The sequence below is a fragment of the Pseudomonas sp. G(2018) genome, from assembly GCF_005502415.1.
GTDB lineage: Bacteria > Pseudomonadota > Gammaproteobacteria > Pseudomonadales > Pseudomonadaceae > Aquipseudomonas.
Window position 1 is genome coordinate 62490 of the sequence record NZ_SCOO01000022.1, and the last position, 17504, is coordinate 79993.

General features: G+C 62.2%; 16 protein-coding genes and 3 pseudogenes. 8 read left to right on the forward strand and 11 right to left on the reverse strand.

The features are described 5' to 3' along the window. Window positions 1-66: 66 nt before the first annotated feature. Both FFS64_RS20075 and FFS64_RS20080 read right to left on the reverse strand, forming a co-directional pair. Entirely contained in the window at window positions 67-2214 is a 2148-nt protein-coding gene (locus FFS64_RS20075; protein ID WP_137806857.1) for a TonB-dependent siderophore receptor, read from the reverse strand. A gap of 89 nt (window positions 2215-2303) precedes the next feature. After that, entirely contained in the window at window positions 2304-2690 is a 387-nt protein-coding gene (locus tag FFS64_RS20080) for a DUF2946 domain-containing protein (protein ID WP_137806858.1), read from the reverse strand. Window positions 2691-2785: 95 nt separating this feature from the next. Between FFS64_RS20080 and FFS64_RS20085 the strand changes: the two genes are divergently transcribed. Further along, the gene (locus FFS64_RS20085) at window positions 2786-3223 is read left to right on the forward strand and encodes a DUF3995 domain-containing protein (RefSeq protein WP_137806859.1); all 438 of its coding nucleotides are present in this window, start codon (window positions 2786-2788) and stop codon (window positions 3221-3223) included. A gap of 58 nt (window positions 3224-3281) precedes the next feature. On the opposite strand, the gene FFS64_RS20090 is transcribed toward FFS64_RS20085, so the two are convergent. The 7 genes from FFS64_RS20090 to FFS64_RS20120 form a co-directional block, all read right to left on the reverse strand. Beyond that, on the reverse strand, window positions 3282-3644 hold the full coding sequence (locus FFS64_RS20090; protein WP_137806860.1) for a Na+/H+ antiporter subunit G: 363 nt from the start codon (window positions 3642-3644) through the stop codon (window positions 3282-3284). Continuing rightward, entirely contained in the window at window positions 3641-3919 is a 279-nt protein-coding gene (locus FFS64_RS20095) for a K+/H+ antiporter subunit F (protein WP_137806861.1), read from the reverse strand. Before FFS64_RS20095 ends, FFS64_RS20090 begins: the two co-directional genes overlap by 4 nt. Beyond that, window positions 3916-4404 (reverse strand): Na+/H+ antiporter subunit E, encoded by a 489-nt coding sequence (locus FFS64_RS20100; protein WP_137806862.1) that lies wholly within the window; start codon window positions 4402-4404, stop codon window positions 3916-3918. Before FFS64_RS20100 ends, FFS64_RS20095 begins: the two co-directional genes overlap by 4 nt. Further along, a complete protein-coding gene (locus tag FFS64_RS20105; protein ID WP_137806863.1) occupies window positions 4401-6086 on the reverse strand; it encodes a monovalent cation/H+ antiporter subunit D in 1686 nt (561 codons plus the stop codon). The genes FFS64_RS20100 and FFS64_RS20105 overlap by 4 nt, the downstream gene beginning before the upstream one ends. Next, complete coding sequence (locus FFS64_RS20110) at window positions 6083-6427, reverse strand: Na+/H+ antiporter subunit C (RefSeq protein WP_095196030.1); 345 nt, start codon at window positions 6425-6427, stop codon at window positions 6083-6085. Before FFS64_RS20110 ends, FFS64_RS20105 begins: the two co-directional genes overlap by 4 nt. Further along, window positions 6427-9345: a monovalent cation/H+ antiporter subunit A gene (locus FFS64_RS20115; RefSeq protein ID WP_137806864.1), complete on the reverse strand. Its 2919-nt coding sequence runs from the start codon at window positions 9343-9345 to the stop codon at window positions 6427-6429. Before FFS64_RS20115 ends, FFS64_RS20110 begins: the two co-directional genes overlap by 1 nt. A 181-nt stretch (window positions 9346-9526) precedes the next feature. Further along, a complete protein-coding gene (locus tag FFS64_RS20120) occupies window positions 9527-10552 on the reverse strand; it encodes a DMT family transporter (protein ID WP_137806865.1) in 1026 nt (341 codons plus the stop codon). Between FFS64_RS20120 and FFS64_RS20125 the strand changes: the two genes are divergently transcribed. From FFS64_RS20125 to FFS64_RS20145, 5 genes and pseudogenes are all read left to right on the forward strand, one after another. Continuing rightward, on the forward strand, window positions 10547-11110 hold the full coding sequence (locus tag FFS64_RS20125) for a helix-turn-helix domain-containing protein (RefSeq protein ID WP_095196033.1): 564 nt from the start codon (window positions 10547-10549) through the stop codon (window positions 11108-11110). The genes FFS64_RS20120 and FFS64_RS20125 overlap by 6 nt on opposite strands. Window positions 11111-11267: 157 nt before the next feature. Further along, window positions 11268-11708, forward strand: a pseudogene (locus tag FFS64_RS20130) (acyl-CoA dehydrogenase family protein); the annotation flags it as partial. Continuing rightward, a pseudogene (locus tag FFS64_RS20135) lies at window positions 11702-12730 on the forward strand (ABC transporter substrate-binding protein); the annotation flags it as partial. The pseudogenes FFS64_RS20130 and FFS64_RS20135, both read left to right, overlap by 7 nt. A 95-nt stretch (window positions 12731-12825) precedes the next feature. Continuing rightward, window positions 12826-13344, forward strand: a pseudogene (locus FFS64_RS20140) (ABC transporter ATP-binding protein); the annotation flags it as partial. Next, complete coding sequence (locus tag FFS64_RS20145; RefSeq protein ID WP_137806866.1) at window positions 13341-14780, forward strand: FAD/NAD(P)-binding protein; 1440 nt, start codon at window positions 13341-13343, stop codon at window positions 14778-14780. The pseudogene FFS64_RS20140 and the gene FFS64_RS20145, both read left to right, overlap by 4 nt. A gap of 147 nt (window positions 14781-14927) precedes the next feature. Here FFS64_RS20145 and FFS64_RS20150 read toward each other — a convergent pair whose 3' ends face one another. Both FFS64_RS20150 and FFS64_RS20155 read right to left on the reverse strand, forming a co-directional pair. Continuing rightward, a complete protein-coding gene (locus FFS64_RS20150; protein WP_137806867.1) occupies window positions 14928-15416 on the reverse strand; it encodes a DUF6644 family protein in 489 nt (162 codons plus the stop codon). After that, window positions 15416-15766 carry a DUF6152 family protein gene (locus FFS64_RS20155; protein WP_095196046.1) on the reverse strand — a complete coding sequence of 117 codons (351 nt, stop codon included), beginning with the start codon at window positions 15764-15766 and terminating at the stop codon, window positions 15416-15418. Before FFS64_RS20155 ends, FFS64_RS20150 begins: the two co-directional genes overlap by 1 nt. 281 nt (window positions 15767-16047) lie before the next feature. Between FFS64_RS20155 and FFS64_RS20160 the strand changes: the two genes are divergently transcribed. Both FFS64_RS20160 and FFS64_RS20165 read left to right on the forward strand, forming a co-directional pair. Continuing rightward, on the forward strand, window positions 16048-17019 hold the full coding sequence (locus FFS64_RS20160) for a tripartite tricarboxylate transporter substrate binding protein (RefSeq protein WP_137806868.1): 972 nt from the start codon (window positions 16048-16050) through the stop codon (window positions 17017-17019). Beyond that, entirely contained in the window at window positions 17016-17498 is a 483-nt protein-coding gene (locus FFS64_RS20165; RefSeq protein ID WP_137806869.1) for a tripartite tricarboxylate transporter TctB family protein, read from the forward strand. The genes FFS64_RS20160 and FFS64_RS20165 overlap by 4 nt, the downstream gene beginning before the upstream one ends. The last annotated feature ends 6 nt before the right edge of the window (window positions 17499-17504 follow it).

Genomic DNA, 17504 nt, shown 5'->3' on the forward strand with positions numbered 1-17504 from the left:
CCACAGGTAATCTGTGAACGCCACATATCTATTGTGGGAGCGAGCCTGCTCGCGAAGCTTTTGCTTTTAAAACCGCGTCTGCACCGCCAGCTCAAAAGTCCGCGGCGTACCCAAATAGTACGCCGGCGATACATGGGCAAACTTGGCATACACCTCGTTGGTCAGGTTGCGCACCCGGCCAGTAACGGTGGTGTGTCGATCAACCTTGTAGCTCAGAAATGAACCGAACAGCGTGTACGACGGCACGGTCATGGTGTTGGCGCTGTTGGCAAACACCGACGCCACGTAGCGTGCATCGACACCCCCTTGCCATTGCGGCGCGAAGTCATAGGTCAGCCACAGATTGCCCACCCGGTCCGGCACGTTGGCCGGCGTGTTGCCCTTGCGTGAAACCACCACACCGGCCGCATTCTTTTCAGTGAATTCGTCGTACCGGGCATCGACCCAGGCGAAGTTGCCTTCGACCAACAGCTTGTCGGTGACCCGCAGTGAGCTGGCCACTTCGATGCCTTTGGAGGTTTGCTGGCCTACCGGAATGCTCAAGGTCGGGTCCAGCGGGTCGGTCACTGCGAAGTCCTTGCGCTCGATCGTATAGGCCGCCACCGTCGCTGCACCGCGACCGTCCAGATAATCGAACTTGCTGCCGATCTCCCACTGCTTGCCCGTGGACACGTCAAAGTCTTGCGTGCCATTGGGCTGTTCGGCGGCGGTGCTGTACTGCGCGTAGACATTCGTCGAAGGCAGGATCTGGTAAGTCAGGCCGACCCGCCCGGTCACCGGCTCCCAGCTGCGTTTGAGGTGCCGTGGATTGCTCGCGGTCACGACGCGATGGTTGGTCACGTCCAGGTTGATGTCGTCATAGCGCAGGCCGGTGAGCAACGACAGTTTGTCGGTGAGCGCCAGGCGATTCTCGACAAACAAGGCTTTGGTGGTGACCTCGTTGGTCTTGTCGCTGATGAAACCCTGTTGAGTGCCGGGAATGTCGTAGAAGTGACCTGGCTCATCGTTATCCGGATCGACAGTGCTGGCGCCTTTGACGTTCAGGGGTGAGTTGGTGGTCTGGTTGACCTTGTATTCGAAACCGCCGGACCAGGTGGTGGCCAGCCCCAGCAGCGAGTTGTCGTGACGCAGTTCGAACTGGTTGCCGTTCTGCTCGCCCTGATGCCGCACCTGATACGCCGTGGAGCGGTTCACCGCGCTGTTGTCGGCGTTGTATTGGTAGGTTTCCAGGTTGCGGTAATCGCGCTGGCTGTCGAGGTGGTAAAGCATGTTACGCAGGGTGGTGCTGTCGTTGATCCGGTAGTCGATGATCGAGCGCACCCAGATCGTCCGTTGCTCGTAGCGGCCGTCCTCGACGTTGTAGTTGTTGAAGCGGTTGTGTTTGTCGATTTTCAGCTCACCGGCCTTTGGGTTGAGTACGGGAGTGCCCCAGTAGGGACTGTCTTCGTGCTCGTCCTGGTATTCCAGGGCCAGGGTGTGTGACAGGTTCGGCGTCAGGTCGCTGAGCAGCGAGAACGCTACGCTCCAGGCATCGCGCTCCTGGCGGTCGATATAGCCGTTGCCGGTGTTGTGACTGACGTCGAGGCGGGCGTAGTGCTGCACGTCCGCGCCGGCCTCGCTGAGTGCGTGATTCAGGCCGAAGGCGGTTTCTGTGGCGTCGTAGGTGCCGTAGCTGACCCGGCCTTCCAACGCCTGCTCTTCACGGGTCGCCAGTCTGGTCACGTAGTTCAGCGAACCGCCCACGGAGCCGGCACCATTGATCAGCGATGACGGACCGCCAACCAGCTCCACCCGGTCATAAATCCACGCATCCACCGGCCGGGCGAGACCGCCGGATACATTGACGCCGTTGAACATCTGGGTGATCTGACTGCTGGTGAAGCCCCGGTACGAGACGAAGCCGCCGAAGCCCGGCGGTGCGCTGGCATTCACGCCGGGCAGGGTGTTGGCGGCGTCCTGGAAGTTCTGTGCGCCGTGGCGCTCGATGTCGTTGCGGTTGGCGATGGCCACCGAGGCCGGGGTTTCCCGCACGCTCAAACCCAGGCGCGAGGCCATGCCACTGGACTGGTCAATGTTGAGGCTGGACGCGGCGGTTTGATCGCCATCAATGGTGATGGGTGCGAGATCGACCGTGGATTGCGCCCAGGCATTAACGGACAGGCAGCCGAACAGGCTCGCCAGCAAAGGGCTGGTAACGAAAGAAAAACGTGTCATCGATGAATCCTGAATGCTCGGTTAGCAAGCAGCGCACACGCAAACGCCTCGCGTTGGCGAAGTGGGCTGGTCGGTAGAGGCGAAGAGATTCAGGCGAGCGGCGGCGCGCGCGGATTGGCCGAGGGCCAGATGAAGCGGGCAGGGAGGTCGGCACTGGCGATCGGCGCCAATGGCGGGCTGTGTTGCTCGGGAAGGATCGCCAGGGTCAGGCTGGAATTGAACGCCGGTCCCATGCCTCCGGTGGAGCACAACGGACAGCCGAAGGCCTTGGACAGCGTCGGCAATTGGTCCTGGGAGGAATTGGTCGAGACCGGTGCCTGGGTGGCCGGATCGACCGTACAGAACTGGCCGCCGATACCGTTGAGCTGCATCCCGACCATTTGCCCGTGACCGATGCTGCAGGAGAACACGTTGAGCAGAACGCAGCAGTAGAGCGTCCAGGCCAACAGTGAGCGATCGGTTCGAGAGAATTTCATGGGGCGGCACTTTACTTCACCGCCGACCGGTCGTGCACTTCAAAAAATGCCGACTAGGATGATTCTGTCCAAATCTCTTTCAAGGATCTTCAACCATGACCTTTGCGTTGGCTCAATGGCTGGTGACGATATTTGCAGCGATCAGTTTGGTACACGTGTATTGGGCGTTGGGTGGTGAGTGGGCGACGGTGGCAGCAGTGCCCCAGGTGCCGGTGGAGGGCGGAGTGCAGTTGCATCCGGCTTTTGAGCCGCAAGGCTGGATCACCCTGCTGGTAGCGGCCGCTTTGCTGGTGATTGCCCTGTTGGTGTGCTTGCGGGTCGGCTGGTGGCTGCCGCAGGTGCAACATCGGGCGTTGCAATGGGTGATCAGTGCGATTGCGATCCTGTTGTTCGCCCGGGCGATTGGCGATTCGGAGCTGGTGGGGTTTTTCAAGGAGGTCAAAGGGTCCAGGTTTGCCCGCTGGGATACCTGGGTTTATTCGCCGTTGTGTGTGGTGTTGGGGGCGGGGTTGTTGGCCGTTGCCTGGGTTTGAGTTGCCCAGGCTGACGCTTTCGCGAGCAGGCCGGCCAAAACAACCCAAACCCCTGAACTTAACTCCCGCTTTCGGTACGCCGACTACTCACCTCAGCCGGCACATCATCCCCGGCCATGCGCTTGCGGAACAACGCCGCCCGTGCCAGCAGCAGCGTGGTCACCGGCACGGTAATCGCCAGCAAGATCGGAATCAGCCAGGCGTGCAGCACCGGCCCGGACTTGAGGGCCGAAAAGTAGATGATCGAGGCCAGCGCCACGCACCAGGCGCCCAGGGTCGAGGCCAGGGCGGGTGGGTGCATGCGCTGGAAATAGTCCTTCATCCGCACCAGGCCGATGGCGCCGATCAGCGCGAACAGGCTGCCAAGTACCAGCAGGATCGCCACCGGGATTTCCACCCACAACGACAGTTCAGACGTCATTCGATCACCTCGCCGCGCAGCAGGAATTTCGCCAGGGCAAACGAGCCGACGAAGCCGAACAGCGCGATCAGCAACGCCGCTTCGAAGTACGTGTCACTGGCATAGCGGATGCCCAGGGTCAGCATCATCAGCATGGCGATGATGTACAGGTAATCCAGCGCCAGAACCCGGTCCTGGGCGGACGGACCCTTGAACAGGCGCACCAGGGTCAGGATCATCGCCACGGAAAACAGGGACAGGCTCAGCATGATCGCATTCGACAGCAGGGCGCTCATTCGAATATCTCCATCAACGGGCGCTCGTACGTCGCCTTGAAGTGCTCGATGAACGGCGCTTCGTCGTCCAGATCGAAGACGTGCAGCAACAGAATGCTGCGGTCCAGCGCCAGCTCCGACCAGACCGTGCCCGGCACCACGGTGCAGATCATCGACAGCGTCGCCAGCCCGTTGGCGTCGCGCAGGTCCAGCGGCACCTTGATAAACCGCGAGCGCGGTGGACGGCGGCTGGCGTTGAGTACGCCCCAGGCCACGGCCAGGTTGGACACCACAACATCGCGACCCACCACCAGGAACAGGCGCAGGATCACCCCCGGGCGGCGAATGCGGATCGGCAGCGGGCGCAATTTGCGCATCATCAAGGGCGCGCAGAAACCCAGCACGGCGCCCAACAGCAAGTTGCCCGGACTCATCGACAGGTTCAGCACCAACCACAATAACCACAGGGCCAGCGACAGCCACGGCGCGGGAAACAGACGCTTCATGGTTGCACCTCCAGCAGCGCAGCCCTGGCCTGCGGGTTTGGAACGACCCGGGTGCCGAGTACGGCCGCCACGTACTGTTGCGGGTTGTTCAAGGCATCGGCGGCGGCCTGGGTGTAGCGCAGCAGCGGTTCAGCCTTGAAAGTCAGTGCAATGCACAGACCCAGCAGAGCGAAGATCGGCACGCATTCCAGGCGACGCAGCACCGGCGACGGCCGTTCTGTCGGCGTCCAGAAACGCTGGATGCCCAGCCGCGAAAAAGCCACCAGCGAGGCCAGGCCGGAGAGGATCAGCAACACCAGCAAGCCCCACGCTGCATTGGCGATCGGCGCGCCACTGCCATTGCCCAGGCCCAGTGGATTGAGCAGGGCGCTGAGCAGCCCGAGTTTGCCGATGAAGCCGGAGAGTGGCGGCATGCCGACGATCAGCAGTGCGCAGGCAATGAAGCTCAAGCCGAGGAACGCCATGGTCCAGGGAATCACCTGGCCGACCACGGCTTTCTGATCATCGTCGAGGTTGACGCCCTTGGCCGGATGCAACGATTCCAACGGCCTTGGCAGCATCTCGTTTTCATCCTCCAGCGGGATTTCGTTGGCCGAACGCGAACGTTCGATCAACTCGGCCAGCAGGAACAGCGCACTCAAGGCCAGGGTCGAGCTGACCAGATAGAACAGCGCCGCGCCGATCAGGTTGGGCTGGGCGAAGCCGATGGCCGACAGCAGAATCCCCGCCGACACCAGAATGCTTAGGCTGGCCATGCGTTCCAGGCGTTGCGCGGCGAGGATCGCCACGGCCGCGCAGATGATGGTTGCCATGCCGCCGTAGATCAGCCAGTCACCGCCGAAGTACGCCGACGCCCCGGCCTGGCCGGAAAACAGCAGGGTCCACAGGCGCAAAAAGGTATAGACGCCGACCTTCGTCATGATCGCGAACATGGCCGCCACCGGCGCGCTCGCCGAGGAATACGCCGGCACTAGCCAGAAGTTCAGCGGCCACATCCCGGCCTTGGCCAGGAACGCCACTGCCAGAATGCCCGCACCGGCGTGCAGCAGACCGCGATCGGCCTCCGATACCAAGGGGATCTTCTGCGCCAGGTCGGCCATGTTCAGGGTGCCGGTGACACCGTAGATCAACGCCGCACCGATCAGGAACAGGGTCGAGGCCAGCAGGTTGATCGAGATGTAATGCAGCCCCGACGACACCCGCGCCCGACCCGAACCGTGCAGCATCAATCCATAGGACGCGGCCAGCAGCACTTCGAAGAACACGAAGAGGTTGAACAGGTCTGCGGTCAGGAAGGCGCCATACAGGCCCATCAACTGAATCTGGAACAACGCGTGGAAGCTCGAACCGGCACTGTCCCAGCGCGCCATGGCGAACAGCAGGGCGCTGACGCCGATGATCCCGGTCAGCACCAGCATCAGCGCCGACAGGCGATCGACCACCAGCACCAGGCCGAAGGGCACTGGCCAGTTGCCCGGCAGGTACACGCCGATGGAACCGGGCACGCCGGTGGTTTGCGTCCATTGCAGCAGTAAGACGGAGATACCGAGCCCCAGCAGGCTGGAGAACAGGTTGATCTTGGCTTTGAGCGGCCGGTGTTTCTCGCCGAGCATCAGCATGATGGCGGCGGTCAACAGCGGCAGCAGGATGGGTGCCGCGATCAGGTGCGTCATCGCATTCATTCTTTAGGCTCCCGGCCATCCACATGGTCGGTGCCGGTCAGGCCCCGGGAGGCCAGCAAGACCACCAGAAACAGCGCGGTCATGGCGAAGCTGATGACGATCGCGGTCAGCACCAGCGCCTGCGGCAGCGGGTCGGTGTAATGCAGCAGGTCCTGCGGCACGCCGTCCTTGATGATCGGCTCCTTGCCAATGAACAGGCTACCCATGCTGAAGATGAACAGGTTGACGCCATAGGACAGCAGGCACAGGCCCATGACCACCTGGAACGTCCGTGGCCGCAGGATAAGCCAGACGCCGGACGCGGCCAGGGCGCCGATGGCGATTGCGATGACTTCTTCCATCAGACGGCCTCCTTGATGGCGACGGGTTTGGGCTGGGCGGCGGTCTTGTGACCCCGGACCGATTGGTGGGCGAGGGCGGTGAGGATCAGCAGCGTCGAACCGACCACCACCGCATACACGCCGACGTCGAAGAACAGCGCGCTGGCCAGGTGAATGTCGCCCAGCAGCGGCAGGTGGAAGTGCCAGGTGTGGGTGGTCAGGAACGGATAGCCGACCACCATCGCTCCGACGCCGGTGGCCGTGGCGAACAGCAGGCCGGTACTCATCCAGCGCAACGGTCGCAGGCTCATCTGCGCCTCGACCCACTGGGTGCCGGCCACCATGTATTGCAGGATGAACGCCACCGACATCACCAGCCCCGCGACAAAACCGCCGCCTGGTTGGTTATGGCCGCGCATGAACAGGTAGAACGACACCACCAGGGCAATCGGCAACAGCAGGCGCACCAGCACCGCCGGGACCATCATGAAACCCAGCGCGGTATCGCTGGCGTGACGCGGGTTGACCAGGTCGGTGACCACGTCAGGCGCCAGCAAGCGCTGCTGGGCCGGCAACTGCAGGCTTTCTTTCGGCGGGCGGAAACGGCGCAACAGGGCGAATACGGTAAGCGCCACCGCCGCCAGCACAGTGATTTCGCCAAGGGTGTCGAAGCCGCGGAAGTCCACCAGCATCACGTTGACCACGTTGCTGCCGCCGCCTTCGGGCAGGGCACGGCTCAAGTAAAAGGAGGAAATGTCGTTCGGCGTCTGGCGCGTCAGCATCGCGTAGGACAGCAGCGCCATGCCGCCGCCGACCACGGTCGACAGCAGCAAGTCGCGGATCCGCCGGATACGTGCCTTGCGCAGGCTGCTCGGCAATGGCGAGACCTCTTCGATCCGTCGCGGCAGCCAGCGCAAACCCAGCAGGATCAGGATCGTGGTCACCACTTCGACCGCCAGTTGCGTCAGGGCCAGGTCCGGCGCCGAGAACCAGACGAAGGTCACGCAGGTCATGAGGCCGCAGACGCTGACCATGGTCAGGGCGGCGAGACGGTGGTATTTGGCCTGCCAGGCGGCGCCCAGGGCGCAGGCAATCGCCAGCAGCCACAGGATGACAAACACGATCGAGCCCGGAATCTTCGGCCGGTCGCCCCAGCTCAAATGGCTGTGCAGCATCGGGATCAGCCCGGCCAAAACGGCGGCGAGTACCATCAGGAACAGTTGGGTTTGCAGGCGCCGGGTGCTGATCCGCCGCTCCAGGCGTCGGGCCAGGTGCATCTTGATCACCAGGCTGCGCTCGAACAGGCGCTTGCCGTTGAAGCGGCCAATCAGCGGCGGGTAGTGGAAGCGCCCGCGCTTGAGTTGTTTACGCAGCAACAGGTACAGCACGATGCCGCCGGACATGGCGATCAGGCTCATGATCATCGGCGCGTTCAAACCGTGCCAGATTGCCAGGCTGTACTCCGGCAACGTGCCGCCCACCACCGGCAACGCAGCAGCGGCGAGCAAGGGGCCGACCACTTGCGCCGGGAAAATCCCCACCACCAGGCACGCGAACACCAACAATTCGACCGGCGCGCGCATCCAGCGCGGCGGCTCGTGCGGGGTGTGGGGCAGGTCGGTGGCAGTGGGGCCGAAGAACACATCCACGGTGAAACGCAGGGAGTAGGCGACACTGAAGGTGCCGGCGATGGTCGCAACGATCGGCAAGGTCGCTTCGATCCAGGCCGTGGCGTTGATGAACACGGTTTCGGCGAAGAACATCTCTTTGGACAGAAAGCCGTTGAGCAACGGCACGCCAGCCATCGAAGCGCTGGCGACCATGGCCAAAGTGGCGGTGAACGGAATCAGCTTGAACAGGCCATTGAGGCGGCGAATGTCGCGGGTGCCGCTTTCGTGGTCGATGATCCCGGCAGCCATGAACAGCGAGGCCTTGAACGTGGCGTGGTTGAGAATGTGGAACACCGCGGCCACCGCTGCCAGCGGACTGTTGAGGCCCAGCAGCAGGGTGATCAGGCCCAGGTGACTGATGGTCGAGTAGGCCAGCAGGCCCTTGAGGTCGTTCTGGAACATCGCGCAATAGGCGCCCAGCAACAGGGTGCAAGCCCCGGCGCCGCTGACGATGTAGAACCATTCTTCGCTGCCCGACAGCGACGGCCACAGCCGCGCCAGCAGGAATACCCCGGCTTTTACCATGGTCGCCGAGTGCAGATAGGCCGAGACCGGTGTCGGCGCGGCCATGGCGTGGGGCAGCCAGAAATGGAAGGGGAATTGTGCGCTTTTGCTCAGCGCGCCGATCAGGATCAGGGGCAGCAGGATGGGGTAGAGGGCGTGTGCGCGAATCAGGTCGCCGGCGGCCAGGACCTTGTCCAGGTCATAGCTGCCCACCACATGGCCAAGCAGCATGACCCCCGCCAGCAGGCACAACCCGCCGGCCCCGGTGACCATCAGCGCCATATAGGCGCCGCGCCGGGCATCGGCGCGGTGGTGCCAGTAGCCGATCAACAGGAACGAGAAGAGGCTGGTCAGCTCCCAGAAAAACACGATCTGGATCAGGTTGCCGGAGATCACCAGCCCGAGCATGGCGCCCATGAACGCCAGGAAGAACGCGAAGAAGCGCGGCACCGGATCGTCCGGCGACATGTAGTAGCGGGCGTACAGCGACACCAGCGTGCCGATGCCCAGCACCAGCATCGAGAACAGCCAGGCAAAGCCGTCCATGCGCAGGACGAAGTTCAGACCCAGGCTCGGCAACCAGAGGAACTCTTCGCGGATCACGCCGCCATCGGCGATTTGCGGGTACAGAAGGGCGACCTGGACGGTGCCGATCAGGGCAACCAGGCCAGCCAGGAGGGATTCGGTATTACGCGCGTTGTGTGGCAGCACCGCTGCCAGACAGCTGCCTAAAAAAGGCAGAAGCAGTAGAACTATCAGGGACATAGGCTTCTAATCTGCGGAAGTTTGTGAAGCATCATACGTGCCAGCTCCCGGATCACCAAACGCCAAGCTGTCGCAGAATCCTACAAGGTAGACGGAAAATCCTTGTTTAACATTGTTTCAGAAAGAGTGATTTTGCCTGTGCCCGCGATAGCAATTTTTCAAACACTGCAGATACCAAACCTTAACCTTCTACTTCGCGCTCCAATTCTTCCTCCGTCGCGGCAACCTTACCCTTGGTCTTCAACTCACTGACAATCACCGCCGCCACGATCAATCCCGCCCCCACCAACGCAATCGCCGGCAACCGCTCCCCGGCGATGCGCCCGACAATCCCGGCCCACACCGGTTCGCCGGCATAGATCAGGGTCGCGCGGGTTGGCGAGACGCTTTTCTGCGCCCAGTTCATCGCCACCTGGATCGCCGCACTGGCCGCGCCCAACCCCAACGCACTGCACAACAGCAACCAGGAGAAGTCAGGAATGTGCTCCTGGGTCGGCACCACCATCAGGAACGACAGCAGCGACGTGACCGCCAGTTGCACCACCGTCACCCGTTTCACATCGACCTGACCGGCAAAGTTGCTGATCAGAATGATCTCCGCGGCAATCGCGATGGCACTGATCAGTGTGGCGATTTCACCGGGGCTGAAATTCAACGCCGCGCCGGAAGGCCCCGACAGCAGCATCAACCCGGTAAACGCCAGCATGATCCCGATGCTCGGCATCAAGCCCGGTCGACGCCCCAGCACCAGCCATTGCAGCAACGGCACAAAAGGCACGTACAACGCGGTGATGAACGCCGACTGGCTGCTGGGAATGCTTTGCAGGCCGACGGTCTGCAAACCGTAGCCGAGCATGATCGCCACGCCGATAAAGGCCCCGGCCTTGAGTTCGAACAAGGTCAGTTCCCGCAGGCTGCGCCAGGAAAACAGGGCGACGATGCTCGCGGCAGCGGCAAAGCGCAGGCCGACGAAAAACATCGGGCCGCTGACGGTCATCGCATGCTGGACCAGCAGAAAGGTCCCGCCCCAGACCATGGTGATCAACACCAGCACGCACTCAGCCTTGCTGAGCCGCAGGAAACGGGAAGAGGCCTGGGGGGAGTTCACCGACGTCATGATCTTGCACACTATTTGAGGGGGACGCACAATGCGCCCGAAGTTGGGCAGTATACTGCGCAACACCGCCAAGTGAGCAATATAGTGCACAAAGATTCCACGCAACGGGCTTCGGTCCTTCAGCACGTCAGCCAGAACGTTCGCCGTTTGCGCCATGCCGCCGACATGAGCCAGACCGCCCTGGCGGAAAAGTCCGGTGTCAGCCGCCGCATGCTGGTAGCCATCGAGGCCGGCGAAAAGAACGTCAGCCTGACCACCCTCGATCGCGTGGCCGAGGCGTTGGACGTAGCCTTCAGCGACCTGATCCAGGCCCCTGAAGTGCGCGACCACAGCCGCATCAACGAACTGGCCTGGGCCGGCACGATCCCCGGCAGCAAGGCGGTATTGCTGGCCAAGGCCAACGCGACCCGGGAAGTCGAACTCTGGGAATGGCGCCTCGAACCTGGCGAGCACTACCCCTCGGAGCCGGATGCCGATGGCTGGAGCGAACAGTTTTATGTCTTCGAAGGCTGCCTGACCCTGATGGTTGGCGACGTGCCGCACCGCATCAGCGCCGGCGAGTTCTTCATGTTTGCCAGCAACCAGCCGCACTCCTATCGCAACGATGGGCCGGTGGCGGTGCGCTTTGTGCGCAACGTGGTGATTTGAAGTGTTGGTCGATCAACACTGGATAAACACTTTGCTGTTCTAAAGCTGTAAGGTTTTCTTGGATAATTCGTTAACTATTTGATAAATAACGAATTACTATTCAGGCACGACTCCTGCAAAAGCGCTGGTGCATTCACCCGGAACCCGGAGTCGGCCCATGACAGCCTCAGCCCAATCCACCCGCACTGCCCATGTGATCCGCTCGGACGCAGAGGCGATTGCCGTCGCCCACAAGCTGGCGGCGCGCTTCGCCGTCGAAGCCAGCTTGCGAGATCGCGAGCGCCGATTGCCGGTCGACGAGCTTGACGAGTTCTCCGCCAGCGGCCTCTGGGGCATCACCATTGCGAAGGCTTACGGCGGCGCCGGAGTGTCGTATGTGACCGTCGCCGAAGTGATCAAGATCATTTCCGCCGCCGACTCGTCCCTCGGCCAGATCTCGCAAATCATCCAGGCCGCCGTGGACACCGGCATTGCCGTCGGTGCCCTGGAAGAAACCAAGCGCTACGCCCGTGAAGCGCGGCCATGGATCGACAGTCAGCAGGATCACGGTTGGCAGGACCCGTTCAGCATCGCCGCCATCGGCGATCTGGAATGGCGGTCTATCAACCCAACGGCGCACCGGCGGCCTATGCCTTGAGCGAACGGGCGGAGGTGGACAAGATCCCGTTGATCACCCTCGGCTACGGCCGCACCGAAGCCACCGACGGCACCGTGTTCCCGTACAACTTCCCGGTGATGCTGACCTTCTACAGCGAGGCGTCGAGCCTGATCAGCTACATCGCCCAGCGCGAAGGCGGTTTCGACAAACTCAAAGGCAAGAAAATCGCCACGGTCTACCACGACTCGGCCTACGGTCGCGAAACCCTCGGCCCGCTGAAGCTGCTGGCGGAGAAATACGGTTTCGAGAACATCCAGATCCCGGTGGCCGATCCAGGCAACGAACAGTCGGCGCAATGGCGACAGATCCGTCAGCTCAACCCGGACTGGGTGTTCCTGCGCACCTGGGGCGTGTCGACGCCGGTGGCGGTCAAGACTGCGGCGCGTTTCGGTTTCCCGGTGGATCACATTGTCGGCGACATCTGGGCCAGTTCCAGCGAGGACGTGTTGCCCGCGGGCGCCGCTGCCAAGGGCTATCTGGCGCTGACCCCGTACCCGGTCGGCACTGACTTCGAGATCCACAAACGCCTCAAGCAATACATCCTCGACAAGGGCAAAAGCGACCTCAAGGACCTGAAGAATTTCGGCAGCGTCTATTACAACTCCGGACTGGTAAACGCTGCTGTGGCGGTGGAAGCGATCCGCACCGCCCAGGGCAAGTTCGGCAAGCGTCCGCTCAACGGTGAGGAAGGGCGCTGGGGTCTGGAGCACTTGAACGTCGACGATGCGCGGCTCAAGGGCATGGGCTACTTCGGTTTGATGCAGAACCTCAAGTTGTCCTGCAAGGACCACGAGGGCGGCGGTTCGGCGCGGGTTCAGCAGTGGGACGGCGCCAACTGGACGCTGATCAGCGACTGGATCGCCGCCGACCGTGCGCTGTTGCGGCCGTTGATCGATGAAAAATCCGCGGCCTTCGCCAAGGAAAAAGGCCTGACGCCACGCACCTGCACCGGGGATGAATAAGTCATGAGCAAAGCTGCAAATGACATAGCCGCCAGCAACATTGCCGCCAATGACCTGTTGCATGTCAACGACATCGAGGTGATCTACGACGGGGCGATCCGAGCATGCGGGTACGTCAGGGGATGGCGCATGTGCTCGAAGGAAGACACGTCTTCACGCAATTGATGGTGGAGGACAACCTGCGCAGTGGCGGGTTTGTCCGGGGTCTGAGCCGGCAGGACATGGCCCGGGACCTGGAACGGATCTACGCCTGGTTCCCGCGGCTGAAAACCAAGCGCAAGACCCAGGCCGGCCTGACTTCCGGTGGCGAGCAACAGATGGTCGCCATCGGCCGGGCGCTGATGACACGTCCTACTTTGGTATTGCTCGATGAACCTTCCATGGGTTTGGCGCCTATTATCGTCCAGGAGATTTTCGAGATCATCGCCCAGCTCAATCGCGAGGCGCAGGTCAGCTTCCTGATTGCCGAGCAAAACATTAATGTGGCGCTCAAGTACGCATCCCGCGCCTTTGTCCTCGACACCGGGCGGGTGGTGTTGTCGGGCAGCAGCGAGGCATTGCTGGCCCGGGGCGATCTGCATGACTTCTATCTAGGATCGGTGAGAACGGCATGAGTGAAATCCAGAACGGGCAGGCGACCGACGCCATCCGTCACGCAGACGTCCTGATCGTTGGCGGTGGCCTCAGTGGCACGATGCTGGCGGCGCAATTGTTGCGTCTGCCCGGCAAGCGCTCGGTGCTAGTGATCGAACCCCGCGCCGAACTCGGCCGTGGCGAGGCCTACAGCGCCGTGGAGTTGGGCCATACGCTCAACGGCAATGCGGCACGCATGAGCGTCGACCCGGACAACGCCGACGACCTGACGCAATGGCTGACCGACTACATCGCCGCCGGTGGCTGGCCGGAATCGGATGAGCAACATGTGCCGGTCAGTGAGCTGTTTGCGCCACGAGGGATTTTCGGTGTGTACGTGCAGCAGCGTCTGGCTGAAGCGCAAGAAGTGGGGGTGTTGAACGGTTCGACGGTCGAACATGTGCGGGCCGAGGTGGTGGACCTGCTAACCGACGCGGAGTCGGTGCGGTTGACCTTGAGCGACGGTCAACGCTTGCAGGGTGCGTTTGCCGTGCTCGCCACCGGCATGTTTCCCGCCGCGCGCACGCCGCAAACCGAGTCCAGCGGCTTGAATGCGGCGGCGCTCGATCCGTGGGATGTGACGGCGATGCAGCAGCTGGATCCGCAGTCGACGGTGTTGATCATCGGCTCGGGGCTGACCATGGTCGATGCCGTGGTGTCGCTGGAACAGGCCGGGCATCGCGGGCCGATCAAGGTGTTTTCCCGGCATGGCTTGCTGCCCCATGTGCGGCGGCAACCACCGGCGTGGATGGACTTCCTTGCGGAGGATCACGGCATACGCACGCCGCGACAACTGGTGCGCGAACTGCGCCGGCATTGCCGCGACGCCATCGCCCAGGGCATCGACTGGCAGGCGCCGCTGGACACGGTGCGGGCGCATATCGGCCGCTTGTGGAATCAGGCCACCGACGTGCAGCGCCGGCAATTCGTGCGGCATGTGCGACCGTGGTGGGAGAGTCATCACCATCGCTCGCCACCCTTGAGCGCCGAATTGGTGGCGCGCCTGCACGGGGAAGGGCGGTTGCGGATTCACGCAGCGTCATTCAAAGGGCTTGAGCCTGCTTCTGGCGGTGAAGTGAGCATTCGCATCCGACGTCGGGGTGAAGCTGAAACCGTTGTGGTCAGTGGCGCGGCGCTGATCAATTCCAGCGGCATCGAATACGACTGGCGACGGGTTGCGCGGCCGCTGCCACAGCAGTTGCTGGCGCGCGGTTTGATCAAACCGGGGCCGTTGGCGTTGGGGATTGCGGCAGAGGTGGATGGCGCGGTGCTGGATGAAGATGGGCGGGCGGCGAGTCGGCTGTTTGCCATGGGGCCGCCCTTGCGTGGGGTTTGGTGGGAGAGTACGGCTGTTACTGATGTGGCGAGTCAGGCCAAGGCGTTGGCGGCGCGGTTGGTTGGGGTGTCGCCTCACTAGGTCAGATCAAAAGCCAGAACAAAAGCCAGAACAAAAGCAGTTCGGCAGTGACCAAAAATTGTAGAGATACGCGGACCTGTGGGAGCGGGTACAACCGCGAAAGCCACGTCAGCCCTCAGGCCGCCTGGCTAAAACCGTCCCGTCCCCTCAGGTATAAGCCAACAACCGCCCACACAGAATCACACTGACCCATATCACAATCGAAAAAAACGCCTGCAATTTGGCCACCCCGGGCGCCGGCGCACCGGTGTTCCACGCCGGGACGGAACGGTACACGCCAACATGGAACAGCAAGGCATTGAGGCCCGCCGTGGCGATCAGGCAGAGCTTGAGGATGAAAATGTCATTGGAGGCGAAATCGTGAGGGTGGGCGGTGAACATCATCAGCCCGGCCGGTACGATCAACAGCAGCGCCGCGATGGCCCAGCTCAGCAGGTGACGGGCCAGGGCGGTGACCTGAATGCCGCGCGACAGCCCCAGCACCCGCAGGTCGAACATCACCACCGCACCGACCAGTATCGTAAAGCCAACGATGTGCATCACCTCAACCAGCGGGTATAGCCACAGATCGCCGCGCATGGCTTCGCCCAGCGGTGAGTCGTTCAGCCAGTCCATCCAGTTCTGCGAGGCTTGCATCAGCGTAACTCGGTGGTTTTGCCGCCGATCGTGATGCGTTCCGCGCGCATCTCATCAGGTTTGTTGCGGTTGGCGTAACCGACCACGGTCGCTTGGGTGCCGACCGCCAGCATCTCCTTGGACAGACCACGGTTTTCCATGCGTGATGGGGGTGCGAGTACCACGTTCCAGGTCTTGTCCGCCGTTTTCAGGTTCACGAAACCGTGGGGATGGGAGTATCCGGATGCTTCGATGGTGCCCGTCAGATTCAACGGATTGCTGGAGTCGTACTCGCTCCAGCCGTGATGGGCGAATGCCGCTGTGGCAACCAGCAGCAATGTCGCGCCAAAGCCCTTGAGCATGACGTTCATGACACGTTCTCCTGTTCAAGTCGTTGATGGATGCCCGACAGCTTGTTCGCCGATGTTTTTCAGGATAGTCGGCGCATTTCACAGCCTGAAACACCCGGACCAAAGGAATGTTTCCACCTGTGACGCAGGCCTCGCGGGGGCCGACGGGCCTTCGTTTGAAAGAACTTCAATAAACGCAACCATGTCCTACGCTTATGCGCAGGCCAATGTTCATTGAACGGGACTGACCCCCTGATCGACGGGCTGACGGCACCTATAAAAACAATCCAGGGAGATACACCATGTCCGCATTGTTGCGCCGTTTCAGTCGTTACCTGGCAGTCGGCATGACCGCTGCCGCACTCACCGCCCCCGCGCTTGCGCTGGACACCGTCAAGTTCATGGCCCCCGGTTCCGTGGGTGGCGGTTATGACCAGACCGCGCGGGTGCTGGGCAAGGCACTGATCGAGGCCAACGCGGCCAAATCCACCACCTTTGAAAACAAGGGTGGTGCAGGCGGAACCCTGGGGTTGGCGCAGTTCGCCAACAGCACCAAGGGCGATCCCAATGCGCTGCTGGTGGTCGGCGCGATCATGGTCGCGGGCATCGAACAGAACAAACCGCAAATCACCCTGAAGGACGTGACGCCGATTGCCCGGCTATTCACGGAATACAACGTGATTGCCGTGCGCAAGGATTCGCCCTACAAGACCCTCGACGACCTGATCAAGGATTTCAAGAGCAAGCCAACCAGTGTCACCTGGGGCGGTGGTTCCAAGGGGTCGATCGACCATATCGGTATCGCCGAGCTGGCTGGCAAGCTGGATGTTCCGGTCAACAAGGTCAATTACATCGCCACCGGCGGCGGGGGTGAAATTGTGGCCCAGACCCTGGGCGGGCAGATCAAGGTGCTCACCGGGGGCTACGCCGAACTGGGTCAATACATCAAGAACGGGCAGATCCGCGTCCTTGCCATCGGTGCGCCCGAGCGTGTTCCCGGGATCGATGCTCCAACCCTCAAGGAAAGCGGCTACGACGTGGTCATCGGCAACTGGCGCGGTGTCTACGGCGCCGCCAACCTCACACCCGAGCAGCGCAAGGAAGTGACAGATGCGGTCCTGGCCGCCAGCAAAAGCAAAGTCTGGCAAGAGAACATTCAGACCAACGCATGGACGGCAAACGTTGTGACCGGTGATGAGTTCGGCAAATTCATCGATGAAGAGCACGTGCGGTTGCACGCGATGCTGGTCCAGGTCGGACTGCTTAAAGAATGACCGGGCTGCGCGCAATCGTGCCGACGCAACTGGCGATAGGCCTTGGCCTGATTGCCCTCAGCGCCGTGTTGGCGGTGGGGGCCTACCGCTTTCCGCCCGAGATGGGTTTCGTGATTCTGCCGGCCTACGTCTATCCCTACCTCGTCGCCGGGTTTCTCGCCGTGGTGGGGCTGTTGCTGAGTTATCAGGCGCTCACCGGCGGTTTTCGCGAGCTGGACAGCCGTAACGGCGTGATTCCCGGCGGTAAAACCGGCGCGGCCTGGGTGACGGTCGGGTTGCTGGGCGTGGCGTTGCTGATCAACCTGATCGGCTTTGTGCTGGCCGCCGCCTTGCTGTTTGCCTGTTCGGCCCGGGGGTTTGGCAGTCGTCATCCGCTGCGGGACCTGGCCATTGGCATTGCCCTGACCCTGCCGATCTACTGGCTGTTCAACGCTGGGCTGGGGGTTTCCCTGCCGCCGCTGGTCAATGCCTGGATTTGATCCAGC

What these genes read in the sequence shown, in the direction of transcription:
- FFS64_RS20075 (WP_137806857.1), bottom strand. Translation starts at nt 2,214, where the DNA reads ATGACACGTTTTTCTTTCGTTACCAGCCCTTTGCTGGCGAGCCTGTTC.
- FFS64_RS20080 (WP_137806858.1), bottom strand. Translation starts at nt 2,690, where the DNA reads ATGAAATTCTCTCGAACCGATCGCTCACTGTTGGCCTGGACGCTCTAC.
- FFS64_RS20085 (WP_137806859.1), top strand. Translation starts at nt 2,786, where the DNA reads ATGACCTTTGCGTTGGCTCAATGGCTGGTGACGATATTTGCAGCGATC.
- FFS64_RS20090 (WP_137806860.1), bottom strand. Translation starts at nt 3,644, where the DNA reads ATGACGTCTGAACTGTCGTTGTGGGTGGAAATCCCGGTGGCGATCCTG.
- FFS64_RS20095 (WP_137806861.1), bottom strand. Translation starts at nt 3,919, where the DNA reads ATGAGCGCCCTGCTGTCGAATGCGATCATGCTGAGCCTGTCCCTGTTT.
- FFS64_RS20100 (WP_137806862.1), bottom strand. Translation starts at nt 4,404, where the DNA reads ATGAAGCGTCTGTTTCCCGCGCCGTGGCTGTCGCTGGCCCTGTGGTTA.
- FFS64_RS20105 (WP_137806863.1), bottom strand. Translation starts at nt 6,086, where the DNA reads ATGAATGCGATGACGCACCTGATCGCGGCACCCATCCTGCTGCCGCTG.
- FFS64_RS20110 (WP_095196030.1), bottom strand. Translation starts at nt 6,427, where the DNA reads ATGGAAGAAGTCATCGCAATCGCCATCGGCGCCCTGGCCGCGTCCGGC.
- FFS64_RS20115 (WP_137806864.1), bottom strand. Translation starts at nt 9,345, where the DNA reads ATGTCCCTGATAGTTCTACTGCTTCTGCCTTTTTTAGGCAGCTGTCTG.
- FFS64_RS20145 (WP_137806866.1), top strand. Translation starts at nt 13,341, where the DNA reads ATGAGTGAAATCCAGAACGGGCAGGCGACCGACGCCATCCGTCACGCA.
- FFS64_RS20150 (WP_137806867.1), bottom strand. Translation starts at nt 15,416, where the DNA reads ATGCAAGCCTCGCAGAACTGGATGGACTGGCTGAACGACTCACCGCTG.
- FFS64_RS20155 (WP_095196046.1), bottom strand. Translation starts at nt 15,766, where the DNA reads ATGAACGTCATGCTCAAGGGCTTTGGCGCGACATTGCTGCTGGTTGCC.
- FFS64_RS20160 (WP_137806868.1), top strand. Translation starts at nt 16,048, where the DNA reads ATGTCCGCATTGTTGCGCCGTTTCAGTCGTTACCTGGCAGTCGGCATG.
- FFS64_RS20165 (WP_137806869.1), top strand. Translation starts at nt 17,016, where the DNA reads ATGACCGGGCTGCGCGCAATCGTGCCGACGCAACTGGCGATAGGCCTT.